We start from the raw sequence: 14,885 nt of genomic DNA on the forward strand, positions 1-14,885 counted from the left end.
CCATCGCGGTCGTTCAGCGCAGCTCGTTCAGTGCGGGCGGCTCAGCCAGGCAGCAACCCGCTGAGCAGCTTCTCCACGCGGGAGCGGATGTCGTCACGGATGACTCGCACGGCGTCGATGCCCTGCCCGGCCGGGTCGTCGAGCTTCCAGTCCTCGTACCGCTTGCCGGGGAAGATCGGGCAGGCGTCGCCGCATCCCATGGTGATGACCACGTCAGAGGCTTGGACCGCGTCGACGGACAGAACCTTGGGCCGCGCGGCGGTGATGTCGATGCCGACCTCGGCCATGGCCCCGACGGCGACCGGATTGACCTGCTCGGCCGGGGCGGAACCGGCCGAGCGGACTTCGACGCGGTCGCCGGCCAGGTGGGCAAGCCAGCCGGCAGCCATCTGGGAGCGTCCGGCATTGTGCACGCACACGAACAGGACGGAGGGCTTACCAGATACGGACTCAGGCACGGGTGGGCTCCTTGGCGGTGAACAGGCTGCGGCCGGCCAGGCTGACGTAGACCAGAGCGACCAGGACGGGAACCTCGATGAGCGGGCCGACCACTCCGGCCAGCGCCTGGCCGGAGGTGACGCCGAAGACGCCGACCGCCACGGCGATGGCCAGCTCGAAGTTGTTGCCGGCGGCGGTGAAGGCCAGCGTGGTGGAGCGCTCGTAGCCCAGGCCGATCAGCTTGCCGGCCAGGAACGATCCGCCCCACATGAGCGCGAAGTAGGCCAGCAGCGGCAGCGCGATGCGCGCGACGTCGCCGGGCTGGGAAGTGATTGTGCCGCCTTGCAGGGCGAACAGGATGACGATGGTGAACAGCAGCCCGTACAGCGCCAGCGGGCCGATCTTCGGCAGGAAGCGGCTTTCGTACCAGTCCCGGCCGCGGGCGCGTTCACCGAGCCGACGGGACAGGTAGCCGGCGGCCAGCGGGATGCCGAGGAAGATGAGCACGTACTGGGCGATGTCCCAGGCCGAGACCTCCAGCGCGGCCTGCGCGAGGCCGAGCCAGCCGGGCAGCACCTGCAGGTAGAACCAGCCCAGCGCACCGAACGCGACCACCTGGAAGACCGAGTTGAGCGCGACCAGGACGGCGGCGGCCTCGCGGTCGCCGCAGGCCAGGTCGTTCCAGATGAGGACCATGGCGATACACCGGGCCAGCCCGACGATGATCAGACCGGTGCGGTACTCGGGCAGGTCGGGCAGGAAGATCCAGGCCAGCGCGAACATGACGGCCGGGCCGAGGACCCAGTTCAGCACCAGAGAGGAGAGCAGCAGGCGGCGGTCGCCGGTGACGGTGCCGAGCCGGTCGTAGCGGACCTTGGCCAGCACCGGGTACATCATCAGCAGCAGGCCGAGCGCGATCGGCAGCGAGATCTCGCCGATCTTGACAGCGTCCAGCGCGGTGTTCAGGTCAGGCACCAGGCGGCCCAGGAGCAGCCCGGCGGCCATGGCAGCGATGATCCACACGGGCAGGAAACGGTCCAGCCTCGACAGGGCGCCGATCACATTGGCGGGCGGCACGGTGGCCTGTGCCGGTTGCGCGGCCATCACAGCGCGGCCGCCGGCGCAGTGGTGGTGGGCAAGGTGAGCAGCGTCGACAGCTCGCCCAGCGTTTCGGGCACCAGGCGGTAGTAGACCCAGGAGGCACGCCGCTGCGAGGTCAGCAGCCCGACCTCTTTGAGCACCTTCAGGTGATGGCTGATGGTCGGCTGGGACAGCTCGAACGCGCCGGTGATGTCGCAGACGCACACCTCGCCGCCGGAGCGGCTGGCCACGATCGACAGGATGCGCAGCCGTACCGGGTCGCCCAGCGCCTTGAACACGCGCGCTACCCCGGCCGCTTGCTCGATGTTCAGCGGTTCGCGGGTCAGCGGCGGGCTGCACTCCAACATCTCAAGAGGGTCCACGCGACCTCCATATAGACACTTATCGAAATCAATATAGCTCTATATAGACATCCGTCGAAACCGGGGATATGGGAAGGGATGCACGGCAGAGCGAGCTTGAGACAGCGAAGGCCCCGCCGACTCGCGGCGGGGCCTTCAGCCTCCACGTGTGCGTACCGGTGTGCGTGTCGCCTCTCGGCGAAAGGCACAACGCGGCTCCAGCCGAACGGTAATCCGCGAAGGCAATAGGTGAGGCCCGGGGACACTGGGCACACCGGCCACGGCAGATGTAACCACGGCGCGACCGCCGATGTTCCCGGCCGACGACCTCCTGAGCGGCGACTCAGGTTCCGATAACGGTGCTGCGGCGTTCGATCAGCAGCACGTCCCGCCACACGCCGTGGTGGCGACCGATGCGCTCCCGGGTGCCGACCACCCTGAAGCCGAGCGCCTGGTGCAGCGCCAGGCTGGCGGCGTTCTCGGGGAAGATGCCGGACTGGATCGTCCAGACGCCGGCGTCCTCGCTGGCCGCGATGAACGCGCTCAGCAGGGCGCGGCCGATGCCGTGCGCCTGGCAACCGGGGTGGACGTAGACGCTGTGCTCGACGACCCCGGCGTAGACGCACCGGGAGGAGACCGGCGAGGCGGCCACCCAACCGACCACCTGCCCGGTGTCGGCGTCGGCGGCCACGTAACGCAGGTGCGGCAGCTTGCCGGCGGTGAAGCCCTCCCAGCTCGGCGCGGTGGTCTCGAAGCTGGCCTGCCCGGTGTCCAGACCGGCCTGGTAGATGGCCAGCACCTGGGAGGCGTCGGATGCGCGCATCGGCCGGATCTCCAGGCCCGCTCCGGCGGCGGGTTTGACCGCCTGGACGATCACCGAGTGCACCCCGTCGCCGTGATCGGTGGTCACGATGATGCGCACGCCTACGAAGCCGGCCGCCGTCAGCAGCTCGCGGTAGGCGGCCACCGGCAGTGCCCCGGCCACGCAGCCGATGCGCTGCTCGGCCTGGCGGCGGCGCTCCGGGTCGGGCTCGCCGTCGACCACGACGTCACTGACGCCCAACCGGCCGCCTGGTCGCAGCACCCGGAACGCCTCGGCCAGCACCGCCGCCTTGTCCTCAGACAGGTTGATCACGCAGTTGGAGATGACCACATCCACCCAGCGATCCGGCAGCGGCACCTGCTCGATCCTGCCGTGCAGGAACTCGGCGTTGCGCGCGCCGGCCTGCTCGGCGTTGCGGCGGGCCAGCGCGACCATGTCGGGGCTGGCGTCCAGCCCGTACACGCTGCCGGACGGGCCGACCCGGCGCGCCGACAGCAGCACGTCGATCCCGCCGCCCGCCCCCAGGTCCAGGACTGTCTCCCCCTCGCGCAGCTCGGCCACGGCGACCGGATCGCCGCAGCCCAGACTGGCCCGCACCGCCGCCGCGGGCAGAGCAGCGGTGTCGTCGTAGCCGGCCGCGCCGAAGCCCCCCTGCTCGAACGCGGTCGCCGAGCAGTCGGCGATGGGCTCGCCCTCCAGCGCGGCCCGCGCCAGATGCGAGTACCGCGCCACGACCTCGTCATGCGCCATGATCGCTCCTTCACTCACAGGTGGGCGCCGCCGGAACCGGCTTGCCCATCACCACGTCGGCCGCCGTCGGAAAACAGCTCACGCACGCCTCGTTGATCCGGTACAGGCTGGAGGTGCCCTGCCGCTCGACCAGCACGAACCGCACCTCGGCCAGGATCTTCAGATGGTGCGAGACGGTGGACTGCCCCACCCCGGAAGCGGCCACGACCTCACCCACGCTCATCGGCGTACGCCGCCGCGCCAGCAGCGACACGATCTGGATCCGGGTGGCGTCGGCCAGGGCCTTGAACCAGCTCGCGTACTCCTCGGCCTCCGCACGCGGCAGAAGCTCCGTCTCCTCGTTCATCGTTAATCGACGATAGTCGATATATGGATTCGCGGGAAGCGGCCCAGCCTCGACACTCCGCGGAGACCAGCTTCCGGAATTTCTCAATTCCGGAAGTAGACTCCAGGGATGACTTCCGGAAACACAACCCCAGCCATTCCGCAGGCCCCCGAAACAACTTCCGGAAACACACGCCGATCGCGAACCGTCGCGCTGCCCGGCCCGTACGCGCAGATCCTCACCGACTACGCCACCGCGCTGCAGCGCTCACCACTGGCCGACTCCAGCAAGACCAAGTACCACTCCCGGCTACGCGGCTACCTGGCCTGGCTCGCCGACCAGCATGAGGCCGGCGCACTCGACGGCGACCCGCTCACCGACCCCGTCGCCGCCACCGGCGCGGTGCGCGACTTCCGCCGCCATCTGAAGAACGGCCGCCGCGCCCCCAACACCATCGACACCTACCTGTCGGCCATCGACGACTTCTACGCCCGCCGCGGCCTCGGCAAACCCCAGGCCCGCCGCGAACGCGACACCCGCCGCACCGCCCCCCGCGCGTTGGACGAACGCCGCGCCCGCCGCTACGTCCGCCACGTCCAGCTGGTCGCCGACCCCCGGGACAAGGCCCTGGCCCTGCTGCCCTACTTCGCCGGCCTGCGCATCGCCGAAGTCGTCGGCCTCGACCTGGCCGACGTGCGCCTGTCGGCGCGCAAGGGCGAGCTACGCATCCGCGGCAAGGGCCGCGACGGCGGCAAGATCCGCCACCTGCCCGTCCACCCCGACCTACGCCAGGCCCTCACCGACTGGCTGAACGCCCGCACCGGCTGGAACGGCGCCGGCACCACCGCGGTGTTCCTCAACCAGCGCGGCGGCCGCCTGACCGACCGCGCCGCCCGCACCATCATCACCAGCCTCGGCGAAGCCTGCGGCATCAACGACGACCCCACCGCCCCCTTCGGCCCGCACGTCCTGCGCCACACCTTCGCCACCCAGCTCATCCGCGACGGCAAAGACCCCATCCTGGTCGCCGAACTCCTCGGCCACGGCTCCCTGGACACCACCCGCCGCTACGCCCTGCCCACCGAGGCCGACAAGGCCGCCGCCCTGGACGCCCTCATCACCGACCACTAACAGGCGACGAAGTCACAGATCGCTACCGCTAATTTCTGCACTCAGCCTCCTCGAAGGCCGGTGTGCGACGATCTCGCCGAACGAGGGCATTCCCAGGTCGACCGCCTGCCAGGCTTGTGCCGCTTGGGCATCGAGTTGGGCGAGCTTGGCCTCAGCGCCGGCGAGGCTGACCTTGAGGCCCTCGATCTCACCGAGCCAGCCCTCGCGCTCGGCTTCGGAGATCCGGTCACGAAGGTTGTCGCGAATCTCGGCCAGCCGTGCCCGCTGAGCCGGATCCGGCCGAAGGAGTGAGCACCTGACACAAGCGTGTTCATGCTGACAACCAGTGCCGAAAGCGCGGGCACAGGTGCCCAGCGACAGTTTGCGTCGTTCGAAATTTCTCTGCACTTTGTCAAGCGCTGGCCTGGCAGATGAATCTGCCATCCTGTGCAGGTGAGCGAGAACAATTCGGAGCGGGACCCTGACGTTGACTGGGTGCGCGTGGTGTTCGACCTTGAACCCGAGAACGGATGGCCTCCTGCGCGGACCGAGCGTGTGTGGGCGGTCAGGGTCGATAAAGATCGCGCCCGGCTGGGTAATACCCCGTTCTTCGCCCGTGGCTTTGCGCTCGACGATGTTGTCGTGGTCGCGCTCGACGAGGATGGGGTGCTGTGGGTGAAGCAGGCCGTGGAGTACTCCGACAACTGCACGATTCGGATCATCCCAGCAGAAGGTGGTCGTCGAGTCGAGGTGCGGCAAGCGGTGCTCGACGCCTTTGCACCGTTCGGGGTTGAGGGCGAGGGGATTGAGCAGTTCGGACTGGTCGCGCTGAACGTTCCGTCTGCTGCAGACATTCCTGCGGTGAAGCGATTCGTGATCCAAGGCGCGGAAGAGGGCCAGTGGCACTACGAAGAGGGCTGCGTCACTCCAAGATGGCAAGCGGCGGAGTAGCCGTCGGCGCTGTGCCGGGCGATCGGGTGTCATGGCCGAGTGGAGCGAATGCCCGGCATGCCGAGGTGGATCGGGGCGACTCTGGCGAGTCGGCGGGTCTGGTCTCGCTTCTGGCGGAGGAAGGTGAGGGTGAGGTCGATGCCTTCGATCTCGCCGAGCCAGCTCTCGGCTTCGGCTCGGGCTCGGCGGGCCAGGAGGTCGAGTTCGATCTCATCGAGTCGGGGCAGCATTTTCGGGTTTATGTTGATCATGGGACATCTCAGGCAGGCGTGTTCATGTTGGCAAGGGGTCCCGTAGGGCCGGGCGCATCCCCCTAGCTCGACTTTGCGCTGGTCGAAGTGTTCTTCGAACCCGAGCCATTCGGATTCGGTCACCGGGCGGTACTCGTCGGTCGGTCGGGCCTGGCGGCGGCGGTCGAGATAGGCCTGGTAGTGGCGGACGAGGTCTTCGTTGAACACCGCGACGTATCCCCGAGTTGTTTGCAGGTTCAAATGTCCAAGTAGGGCGGCACCGATGTGGATCGGGAGTCCGTTGTTGACCAGCTCGGTGGCCAGCAGCCGGCGGAAATCGTGGGGGGTGAAGCTGGCGGTCTGAAAGTCTGTGTGATGCTCAGCTAGCTCGGCGCAGCGTCGGCGGAGCATGACCAGGACGGTGGCGGGCGAGATGACACGGCGGACGGTGCCGAGCTGGCGTTGGAACAGGAACGGCATCGGTTCGCTCATCCGGCGTTCGTGCTGGTCGTAGCGTTGGATGAGAGGGATGGTCCGGCCGCCGTCGGTGTGTCTGCGGACGATGGCGGCGATGACGGCGAACAGCTCGGCCGACATGGGGATGACGCGCTCGCGGTCGGTCTTGGACGGGGCGATGACCAGCAGCGCGATGACTTCTCCGTTGGGGCGCTGGTATTGGCGGATGCTGAGGTGGGTGAGCTCGAGGAGCTCCTCGATCCGGATGCCGCTGTGTCGCAGGACCTCCGTGGTTGCCCATTCCCAGAAGGCCAGCTCTTCGGTGACGGTGAGGTTCAGGTCCACGTCGGCGGCCAGGTCGCGGACCCGGACGTTGGCCTGTCCGCCGTGGCGTTGGCGCCGTTCGTCACCGGCGGTCCAGATCCGCTGATAGAGGCTTCCCTCGAAGGTGAACGTCTGGCCCGGAGCGAGCGGGGAAGCGTGGTGCAGAAGGCCGCGGAGGTGGTGGTAGCGGTCTTCCAGGTGCGCCACGAGGGTGGGCAGCAGGGGTTGGCGGCGGCGGATCCGGTCGTCAATGCGTTCCTTGGTGCGCCGCTTGCGGACAGTGAGCCCGCGCAGCGCGTTGTCGGGGATCGGGCAGGGAGCGACCCATGGTGCCCACTGCTCGGGTTCCGCGACCGCCCAGCTATGCAGGTCAAGGTAGAAGGAGCGCACTGAGCGCAGGATGCGTTCGACCTCGTGTCGCTTGCCCTGGCCGTCCGTGCGGGTGTTGAGCGCCTCACGCCACCTCGCATAGAGGTCGGCGTCGATGCGCAGGTCTGGATGCCCGGGTGAGAGGGCTTCGATCTTGGCCCAGAACGCCCCGGCCAAGGACCGGGCGTGCTGATCGAGGGAGCTGTAGTCCAGTTCGCCGCGGCGCCGGGCCAGATAGTCCAGGATCAGCTGCCGTACTCCCCGATGCTGGATGGCGTAGCGATCGACGAGTTCTTCCAGCGTTCGCTGCCCCGGGAGCACGGCCGCGCGCACCGTCGCCGGTGTGCCCGGGGAGAACAGTCCCATCTCGTGCAGGACGGGCCAGGCCAGCTGGCCAGGAAACTGGCCGCGATTCTGCTTGCCGCGGGCCTTCATCGTCAGTCCTTGATCCCGAGACTGCCAGATGTAGTGCAGAAACGCCTCCGGCGTCAGGTCGGCCAGGGCAATCCCTTGTGTGGTCAACGCGACCGCGACGTCGAACAGGGCCGCAGTGTGGTGCATCGGGTGCACCGGATGATCCTTAACCCGCTTCCAGAACTCCTCCAGCAGCGGATCACGCTGCGCTTCCAGGAACCGTCCGCCATAGCCGGCGAACCGGGTCGACCGCAGTGCCAGTAACGACGGGCGGATGACGCGCAGCGCGAACAAGCAGGCCGCGCCAGTGCAGATCTCCTTGCGCCCGTGATGCTCGGGGATCATCATGTTGACCGGCCGGCTCGCCTCGTTCAGCCCGCTAGCCTCCCACCGTTGCTGCCAGCCACCACCAGGGAAGCCGCTGAGGTGCTCCAGGAGGAGACGGGCTCCACGGGCCCGCCGTCGTTCAGCGTCGCGGCCACCAGGCCAGACCTGGCGCATCGCCGCCTCGATCTCGTCAACGCCAGCATCCGCCAGATGGCGGCCATAAGGACCGGACGGGACCGCGGACGGCAGAGCGGGCGCGGCCTGCAGGCCAGCGAACCGTGTCGGCACCAGCCTCGTGGCTTCGTCAGAGGTCACCGTGGTCGTGGTCGGTTCAGCCACCAAAGACCGCCTTGATGTCGTCGGGGTCGTACCCGGCTGGATAAGAACGTTGCGGGCGAGGCCGGGTGTAGTGCTCGTGCAGCTTGTCGTGCATGTCCTCGATGCGGGCCACCAGGTAGTGCCCCGTGGTGTCCAGATGAGCATGGCGGAGTATGGTCTGGACCTCGGCCAATGTGAGGCGTTCGTCGCCGGCCATCCTGGTGGCGGCAGTGTGACGGGCGTCATGCAACGTCCAGTTGGTGCCCAACTGCTCGTTGGCCCGTTGCAGCACCCGCCTCATCGCCCAGTACGTCATCGGCCGCTGCTCTCCGCGACGGGTCCGCCAGATCGGCTGCCCGGGTGATGGCAGTCCGTCGGTAGCCAGGTAAAGGCCCAGATAGCGGAAAGCGTTCGGGGAGGCCGGGATCGGCTGGCGCAGCCGGGTGCCTTTGGAGACGACGTAGATCAGCTGGCCGCCCCAGTCGATGTCGTCCAAGGTCAGGCCGAGAAGCTCACTCGCTCGTGCTCCCGAGCTGACGTAGAACTCCAGCAGCGCCCGGTCGCGATCACAACCCATCGCGGCGAACAACTCGTCCCACAGGTTGTCCGGGATCGCACGCGGCGCCTGCTGCGGGACCCGTTGACGCAACCGCGCTCGACGGACCACCGGCACTGGTTCCAGCGGGCTGCGGTGCGCCAGCACCTGCCGCCGCTGCGCCGAGACGGGCACCGGGTTGACCACCGGGCCGGCTCCGAACCGGCCGTGGAAGGAATAGAAGCCATGCACGACGGTGAGCGCGTGATTGATCGTGCTCGGCGCGTATCCGGCCCGCAGCGACGGCTTACCGGTCTTGAGATTTACTGATCCCGCTGGAGCCGCGCCCGGCCGCTTGCGTTCGCGCTGCGGGTTCCGGGCCGTACGCAGCCAGCCGACCATCGTCGCGACCTCGGCCTCGGTCACCTTCTCCCAGTCGAGCTGGAGGAACCACAGCAGCCGATGCCACCGCAGAAGATCAAACGCATAGCTCCGGCATGTCAACGGGCTAGCATCTCCGAGCATCAGATCCCGTAGATAGGCGCTCACCGGCCGGAGTTCCTTGCCGCAGCCGTCCACCACGAGGAACGGCAAATGCACCCCCTCTCCGGCAACGACCGCCCCCACCGAGGGCACTGTCGCCCGCCCCTCCTCCAAAGCACGCCGCACGTCTTCGACCACGCCTCACCCTCTCAACAGACCAAGGCACATGTCCGGTCGGTGATCCAGATGAGGTGCAGTTAACAGGGAGGCCCAGGAACGCCTCCCATTCCTCGCTGCTGGGAGTGCGGTATTCCTCACTGGGCCGCACCGCCCGGCGGCGGGCGATGAACGCCCGGTGGGCCTCGATCGCCTCGGCGGGGTAGACGGCCTTGTAGCCCATCGTGGTGGTGATGTGCTTGTGACCGCATATGACCTGCGCGATGTGCGGCGGCAACCCGTTGAGCACGGCATCGGTGACGAACATCCGGCGAAAGTCATGAGGTCGGTAGTCCAAGGGCTGCCCGGCCGAATCTGTCAGTCCCAGGCCAGTCAATGCTTTGATGAGCAAGTCGCGGAAGCTCGTGCGTGTCAGCGCTCGCCGCTCACCGCCAAAGGTGCGCTGAAACAGCAGCGGCATCGGGGCGTTCCAGACCCGCTCCATCGTGTCGTAGGAGGCGACCAGCGGGATGGTTCCGCTGCTGTCACGGACGCGGCACACGATCGCGCTGAGCACATCGGCCAACTCCGGGCTGACCAACAGCAGTCGTTCCTCATCGCTTTTGGAGGGGGCGATCTGTAGCAGCGGAACCAGCTCTCCGGTCGTGGGCAGCTGGTACTGGGTGATGCTGTGGTGGCTCAGCTCCATGAGCTCTTCGATCCGGATGCCCGTGTGGCGCAACACCTCGATGGTGGCCCAGGTCCAAAACGCCTCATGTTCTTCGAAGGTGAAGTCACGGCGGGGACCTCCGGTGAGGCTCTGCGCCCACGTGCCATTGCGGCGATGAGCCAGGGCCAGGCGACGAAAGGAGTGCCCGCCCACAGCGAAGACCTCCCCTTCGGGGGTGGACAGCAGTCTCTCCAACCGCTCCTGGGCGGCCTTGCGCCGCTCGTTGACCAAGGTCACCAGGGCGGCAAGGGCCGGCAGGCGCTCGCGGGTGCGCTGATCCATCCGTGCTTTGCGCCGCTTGATCTCCTTGCCCCAGCTGACATCGGCCGCACTGATCGGGCACGGCACCGCCCAGCCACCCCAGCGGCCTGGGTCTTCGGCCGCCCATTGAGCGATGTCCAGATAGAACGCCCGGACCGTGATCAGCTGCGCGGTGCAGTTCAGACGAGGCCTGCGCACCTCGATCATCGTGCCGTCAACCTGCTTCACCCGCCGCACGATTGTGCGTAGCCGCTCCTTCCACGCGTGAGCGACGTGCGACTCCAGGCGCAAGGAATCAATTCCCGGATGATGCAGCTCCAAGTCACGCCAGAACTGCCTGCCCAGTGTCCCGGCGATACTCTCCAGCGTTGTGTAGTCCACCGCGGGCTGCCGCTCACGCAGATAATCCACGATCAGGTCCCGCACAGGGGCGCACTTGATCTGGTAGCGATCCATCATTTGCTCGACGCTGCGCTGCCCTCCGGCGGTGAAGACCCGCAAGGTCGCGGGCGCATCGGCGGGGAACTGCCCCATCGAGCGCAGCACCTCGTAAAACAGCGACGTGCCCTTGCCCTTTTGGGCTCCGATCTCCCGCTGGGTATGCGTGAGCTGCAGGCAGTCGCCGACGGCGATATCGGCGACCAAGCCGCCTTTGCTCACCATGATGATCGCGATCTTGGTCAGTGTTTCCCGCGCCAGGCGAGGTTCGACTGAGCGTGTACTCAAAGCCGCCCTCACCCGGGCGATGCCGTGAGGATCGCGTCGGCGCTCCAGCCCACGGACGAGGTAGTAGTTGTTGCGGGTCATCATCCACCGCATACCTGGACGGATCACATCGGCACACAGCAGTGCCAGTAATCCGCTCAGAAGATGGTTTCTGTCTCCTGGTCGCGCTCCCCGGTCGGCCTCAAGCCACGCCAGCGGCAGCTCCACCCAGTCTTGCCCGCCGCGGTCCTCGGCACCGCTGGCCAGCCAGCGTTCCTGCCAGGTCTCACCTGGGCAGCTGTGCAGCCAGCGCAAGCAGGTCGCCGCATCGCGGGTCAGAGCCGTACGCCAAGCCTTGCTTTCATTGTCCAAAAGCCTGCCCAGATACACCACGGCGTCGTTGAGACTCATCATGGTCGCCGGCCCCATCGGCTCGTCCCGAGCCGGAAAGCGTCGCCACAACTCAGCTACGGCCGGCGACGGCGACGAGGGCAGCGCTGATGAGCGGCTGGGCCGGTCAGGAGCTGAGGACGTCAGCGGCGACGTCGCCAGACCGCTCACAGCGTGCCTCCGAACAACACCTCCAGGCTGCGGGGGTCATATCCCGCCGCCGGTGGCGGCGCGGCCAGGCGGCGGCCCTGGCGCGCATGGTGGGCGAGCAGACCTTGGATGATCTCGTCCTGGCTGGCGGTGAGGTAACGCTGCGTCGTGGTCAACGCGGCATGGCCAAGCATCCACTGCACATCAACCAGCGGCAGCTCAGGATCGCGGGCCATCCGATAAGCCGCGGTGTGCCGCAGATCGTGAAGGGTCCAGTTCGCACCCAGGGTTTCGTTGACGCGCACGAACATCTTGCGTGCCGCGTGGTAGGTCAGCGGCCGCCATGGACGCCGCAGTGTCCACCACAGCGGTTGATCACTACCTCGCGGTATCCCTTGGCGATGCATCTGCTCCTGATACAGGCGCAGCCACACGAACGCATCCGGTGAAGCCGGCAGCCGCTGAACCTCTCGGCTGCCCTTGCGGACCACTGTGATCAGCTGCTGGCCAGGATCGGCGTCACGCTGCCGTACGCCCAGCAGCTCCGCCGCGCGTGCCCCGGTAGAGACCCAGAAGGCCAAAAGCGCCCGATCTCGATCCGAGCCCAAGGCACGAAACAGCTCGTCGAACCTGTCATCGGGGATGCGTCGGGGAATCCGCGTGGGAATCTTCGGCCGGTAACGCCCCTGCCGCTCAGGTGTTAAGGGAATCAGCGGATTGTGATGAGCGTGAGCCCGGCCACTGGTGTGCGTGCGAGCCAGCGGAAACGGGTTGATGATCGGTCCACTGCCGAGCTCCCGATGGAAGTCGTAGAAGGCACGCAGCACCGTCTCGCAATGCGCTTGGGTGCTGGGCGCGTACTTCCGTGCTGGAGCCAGCTTGCCTGTGATCGGATTCGGCGCACCCGGAGCCAGCCGTCCCGACGCTGGGATAGCGGCTCGCAGCAACGCTGATTCGCGTTGTCGGTGCGGGCTTTGGCCGGCAGGCTCGGGCTTGTCTGCCATCTGCAGCCACAGCATGAAGTCCCGCGCATCACCTCGGGTGGCGCGATGCCATGAAACCTCAATTGCGGTGAGGAAGCGCCACCAGCGCAGCAGGTCCATGCCATAGGAACGGGTCGTCGTCGCCGGGCTTCCCGACGCTCGCAGCTCCTTGAAGTACATCGCGGCCGCCGCGACCACCTGCCCGCCCGGAGCGATCAGCCGATACGGCTCCCACTCATTGCCCGTTTCCTCCAGTCGGCCTTGCAGCGGCATAACCAACGCTGATAAGTCCCGGCTGCCGCTCTCCCGATCGACCATGCAGGGAAGGTAGCAGCGGGCCCATCTATATGACTACTGACCTGCGGAAACTCGTGGTTTAGTTCAGTCAACACGACACCCTGCAGGGCAGCCCCGTCCCACTCGCCGGCCGCTCCGTCGAGCAGGTGCACCAGGCGGTGCTGCGCGCCGCCGCCCAGGGCGCGGACGGCGGCGTGAGCGCCGACCACCTACCGCACTGACCAGCCACAGCACCAAAGCGCCCGCAGTCCCGACGGGACTGCGGGCCCTCGGCGCACCGCGAGCCGATCACGTTCATCAACTGATCGATTCTCAACAAGATCACGATGGGGCAGAACGGTGCATGAGGCAGGGCCGAAGGCTTCAATCGCCGACGGGCAGACGGTCGAGTGTGCGCATGATGGCGGCGCGGCCGGTGCGCAGGGCGGCGGCCGGGTCGGTTCCGACCGGTCCCTGCCAACGGAGGTAGACCATGGCGGTGCCATGGCGCAGGCCCACGGCGACATGAGCAACCGAGTGGCGGTAGGTGCCCTTGGACCGGCGCGGCGGGTCGGGGCGCTGCACGGCGAAGGTCTTGATCTCGCCTGTCCACGGGCCGCTGGTGAAGGGTTGGAGTCGGGGATCGATGCTGTAGGACTGCTCGCCCTCGTCGGAGAGGCATGAGCCATCCCAGCCGAGCGACCTGGTGCGCGCCCGTTCGGCGCTCTGTTCCTCGGGCAGGAACAGCACGTCCTCGCGGACCGATACCTCACCGATCAGGCGACGGGTAACAGCGGGCGCGCCGCTGTAGGCGTTCTGCTCATGAAAGGGGTCCCCGCAGACCAGTTCATGCGAGCCCGGCGCGCTCCTTGGGACCGGCCACGACACCATGTCCTTTCCGTACGCGGACGGAGGGGGCAGGGCCGCGGCCATCGCGGCCGAGGCCGACCGCGTGGTGGTGGCGAGTGCGGATTCGGCAGGGTCGCCGCCAACGGCGGCCAGCACGGACGTGGCCGACACAGTGCCCTGGAGCAGTACATGTGGGTCCGGCTCGCTGTCCGCCTCGAACGGCCAGGACCACGTCACCTCCGCCAGCAGCCCGCCACGCGCTGCCACGATCGTCGCGCTGGCGCCCGAGTCGCCGTCCTCCGTCCAGACATCCGTAGTGACCAGGGCCTGCACGCCAAGCCACCCCCGCTGGTTGAAGTCGGCCACGTCCTTGAGCACGTCATCGTCGGAGCGGCCGCACTCCTCGGTGCCAGAGCTGGCCGCCGCGACCGCGCTCACCGCCGTCTCGGGGGAGGTGATCCAGAACCGCACCTCCAGCGGCTCGTCCATCTCCGGGGGCAGCAGCTTGCCGCTGTAGGTGGGCACGCCCTCGGGCGGCATCCGTGTCTCAATGTTCTCCGGCCAGCACCAAGCCAGAAGGGGAGTGCCCGGCAGGGTGACATGGTGGGCGTAAGTGACGTCGTCGTCGAGGTGCCCGCGCAGCCGGTCGGCGATCTCCTCGACCGAGGCGGCAGCCCGTGCCGGCATCGGCAGGGCGGGCGTCTTCAGCTGATCGAAGACACCGAGGGTGAACAACAGGGTGATGGCCGCGGCCGCGATACGCAGCCTCCGGAGCCTGGCAAGATCCACAATGGATACGACGCAGGGAATCCGGCCGAGGTTGACCCCGACGAACGCCCTCGTTATGGGCGCCATGTAGCACCGGATAACGCACCCGAGTCGCGCGGCGACTGTTCCGGTGAACCCGCAGGTCGCCGATACCTTGGCGACGGCCATGTACCGGATAACCATTCCTTATCCGGTACATCAACCGGTGTCCGCCGCGCGCTGCCCCTCAGGCTCCTCGCCGGCGAGCAACACCTGGTGAATGTGGGTATTGGGCTTATATGGGCCGGGCCTCGTCCTGCTTTGCAACGGCTGGCCACCGCGC

Annotated in this window: 13 protein-coding genes; 2 read left to right on the plus strand and 11 right to left on the minus strand. The window is 67.6% G+C overall.

Annotated elements, in window-relative coordinates; genetic code table 11:
* Positions 1–41: 41 nt before the first annotated feature.
* The 5 genes from ACWDS7_RS25670 to ACWDS7_RS25690 all read right to left on the minus strand — a co-directional run bounded on the left by ACWDS7_RS25670 (position 42) and on the right by ACWDS7_RS25690 (position 3,799).
* A complete protein-coding gene (locus ACWDS7_RS25670) occupies positions 42–458 on the minus strand; it encodes an arsenate reductase ArsC (protein ID WP_451931345.1) in 417 nt (138 codons plus the stop codon).
* Positions 451–1,542, minus strand: coding sequence for an ACR3 family arsenite efflux transporter (gene arsB, locus ACWDS7_RS25675; protein WP_451931346.1), 1,092 nt, complete (start codon positions 1,540–1,542; stop codon positions 451–453). The genes ACWDS7_RS25670 and arsB overlap by 8 nt, the downstream gene beginning before the upstream one ends.
* The gene (locus ACWDS7_RS25680; RefSeq protein WP_451931347.1) at positions 1,542–1,901 is read right to left on the minus strand and encodes an ArsR/SmtB family transcription factor; all 360 of its coding nucleotides are present in this window, start codon (positions 1,899–1,901) and stop codon (positions 1,542–1,544) included. Before ACWDS7_RS25680 ends, arsB begins: the two co-directional genes overlap by 1 nt.
* Before the next feature lie 322 nt (positions 1,902–2,223).
* The gene (locus tag ACWDS7_RS25685) at positions 2,224–3,453 is read right to left on the minus strand and encodes a GNAT family N-acetyltransferase (RefSeq protein ID WP_451931348.1); all 1,230 of its coding nucleotides are present in this window, start codon (positions 3,451–3,453) and stop codon (positions 2,224–2,226) included.
* 10 nt (positions 3,454–3,463) lie between these two features.
* Positions 3,464–3,799, minus strand: coding sequence for an ArsR/SmtB family transcription factor (locus tag ACWDS7_RS25690; protein ID WP_451931349.1), 336 nt, complete (start codon positions 3,797–3,799; stop codon positions 3,464–3,466).
* Between the two features lie 108 nt (positions 3,800–3,907).
* Between ACWDS7_RS25690 and ACWDS7_RS25695 the strand changes: the two genes are divergently transcribed.
* Positions 3,908–4,909 carry a tyrosine-type recombinase/integrase gene (locus ACWDS7_RS25695; protein ID WP_451931350.1) on the plus strand — a complete coding sequence of 334 codons (1,002 nt, stop codon included), beginning with the start codon at positions 3,908–3,910 and terminating at the stop codon, positions 4,907–4,909.
* A gap of 12 nt (positions 4,910–4,921) precedes the next feature.
* Here ACWDS7_RS25695 and ACWDS7_RS25700 read toward each other — a convergent pair whose 3' ends face one another.
* The gene (locus tag ACWDS7_RS25700) at positions 4,922–5,332 is read right to left on the minus strand and encodes a hypothetical protein (protein ID WP_451931351.1); all 411 of its coding nucleotides are present in this window, start codon (positions 5,330–5,332) and stop codon (positions 4,922–4,924) included.
* Positions 5,333–5,341: 9 nt separating this feature from the next.
* Here ACWDS7_RS25700 and ACWDS7_RS25705 point away from each other — a divergent pair, with 9 nt between their 5' ends.
* Positions 5,342–5,839 (plus strand): DUF4265 domain-containing protein, encoded by a 498-nt coding sequence (locus tag ACWDS7_RS25705; protein WP_451931352.1) that lies wholly within the window; start codon positions 5,342–5,344, stop codon positions 5,837–5,839.
* A 29-nt stretch (positions 5,840–5,868) separates the two neighbouring features.
* Here the strand turns inward: ACWDS7_RS25705 and ACWDS7_RS25710 are convergent, their stop codons facing one another.
* The 5 genes from ACWDS7_RS25710 to ACWDS7_RS25730 form a co-directional block, all read right to left on the minus strand.
* A complete protein-coding gene (locus ACWDS7_RS25710; protein ID WP_451931353.1) occupies positions 5,869–8,298 on the minus strand; it encodes a tyrosine-type recombinase/integrase in 2,430 nt (809 codons plus the stop codon).
* On the minus strand, positions 8,291–9,361 hold the full coding sequence (locus ACWDS7_RS25715; RefSeq protein ID WP_451931354.1) for a tyrosine-type recombinase/integrase: 1,071 nt from the start codon (positions 9,359–9,361) through the stop codon (positions 8,291–8,293). The genes ACWDS7_RS25710 and ACWDS7_RS25715 overlap by 8 nt, the downstream gene beginning before the upstream one ends.
* Positions 9,321–11,708 carry a tyrosine-type recombinase/integrase gene (locus ACWDS7_RS25720; protein WP_451931355.1) on the minus strand — a complete coding sequence of 796 codons (2,388 nt, stop codon included), beginning with the start codon at positions 11,706–11,708 and terminating at the stop codon, positions 9,321–9,323. The genes ACWDS7_RS25715 and ACWDS7_RS25720 overlap by 41 nt, the downstream gene beginning before the upstream one ends.
* Entirely contained in the window at positions 11,705–12,988 is a 1,284-nt protein-coding gene (locus tag ACWDS7_RS25725) for a tyrosine-type recombinase/integrase (protein ID WP_451931356.1), read from the minus strand. The genes ACWDS7_RS25720 and ACWDS7_RS25725 overlap by 4 nt, the downstream gene beginning before the upstream one ends.
* 342 nt (positions 12,989–13,330) lie before the next feature.
* Positions 13,331–14,731 (minus strand): hypothetical protein, encoded by a 1,401-nt coding sequence (locus ACWDS7_RS25730; protein ID WP_451931357.1) that lies wholly within the window; start codon positions 14,729–14,731, stop codon positions 13,331–13,333.
* Positions 14,732–14,885 lie beyond the last annotated feature (154 nt).

This window comes from Streptosporangium sp. NPDC003464, from assembly GCF_053588315.1.

Coding starts and splice junctions, on each gene's coding strand:
- arsB (WP_451931346.1), bottom strand. CDS start 1,542: ATGGCCGCGCAACCGGCACAGGCCACCGTGCCGCCCGCCAATGTGATC.
- ACWDS7_RS25690 (WP_451931349.1), bottom strand. CDS start 3,799: ATGAACGAGGAGACGGAGCTTCTGCCGCGTGCGGAGGCCGAGGAGTAC.
- ACWDS7_RS25725 (WP_451931356.1), bottom strand. CDS start 12,988: ATGGTCGATCGGGAGAGCGGCAGCCGGGACTTATCAGCGTTGGTTATG.
- ACWDS7_RS25700 (WP_451931351.1), bottom strand. CDS start 5,332: ATGGCAGATTCATCTGCCAGGCCAGCGCTTGACAAAGTGCAGAGAAAT.
- ACWDS7_RS25730 (WP_451931357.1), bottom strand. CDS start 14,731: ATGGCCGTCGCCAAGGTATCGGCGACCTGCGGGTTCACCGGAACAGTC.
- ACWDS7_RS25685 (WP_451931348.1), bottom strand. CDS start 3,453: ATGGCGCATGACGAGGTCGTGGCGCGGTACTCGCATCTGGCGCGGGCC.
- ACWDS7_RS25695 (WP_451931350.1), top strand. CDS start 3,908: ATGACTTCCGGAAACACAACCCCAGCCATTCCGCAGGCCCCCGAAACA.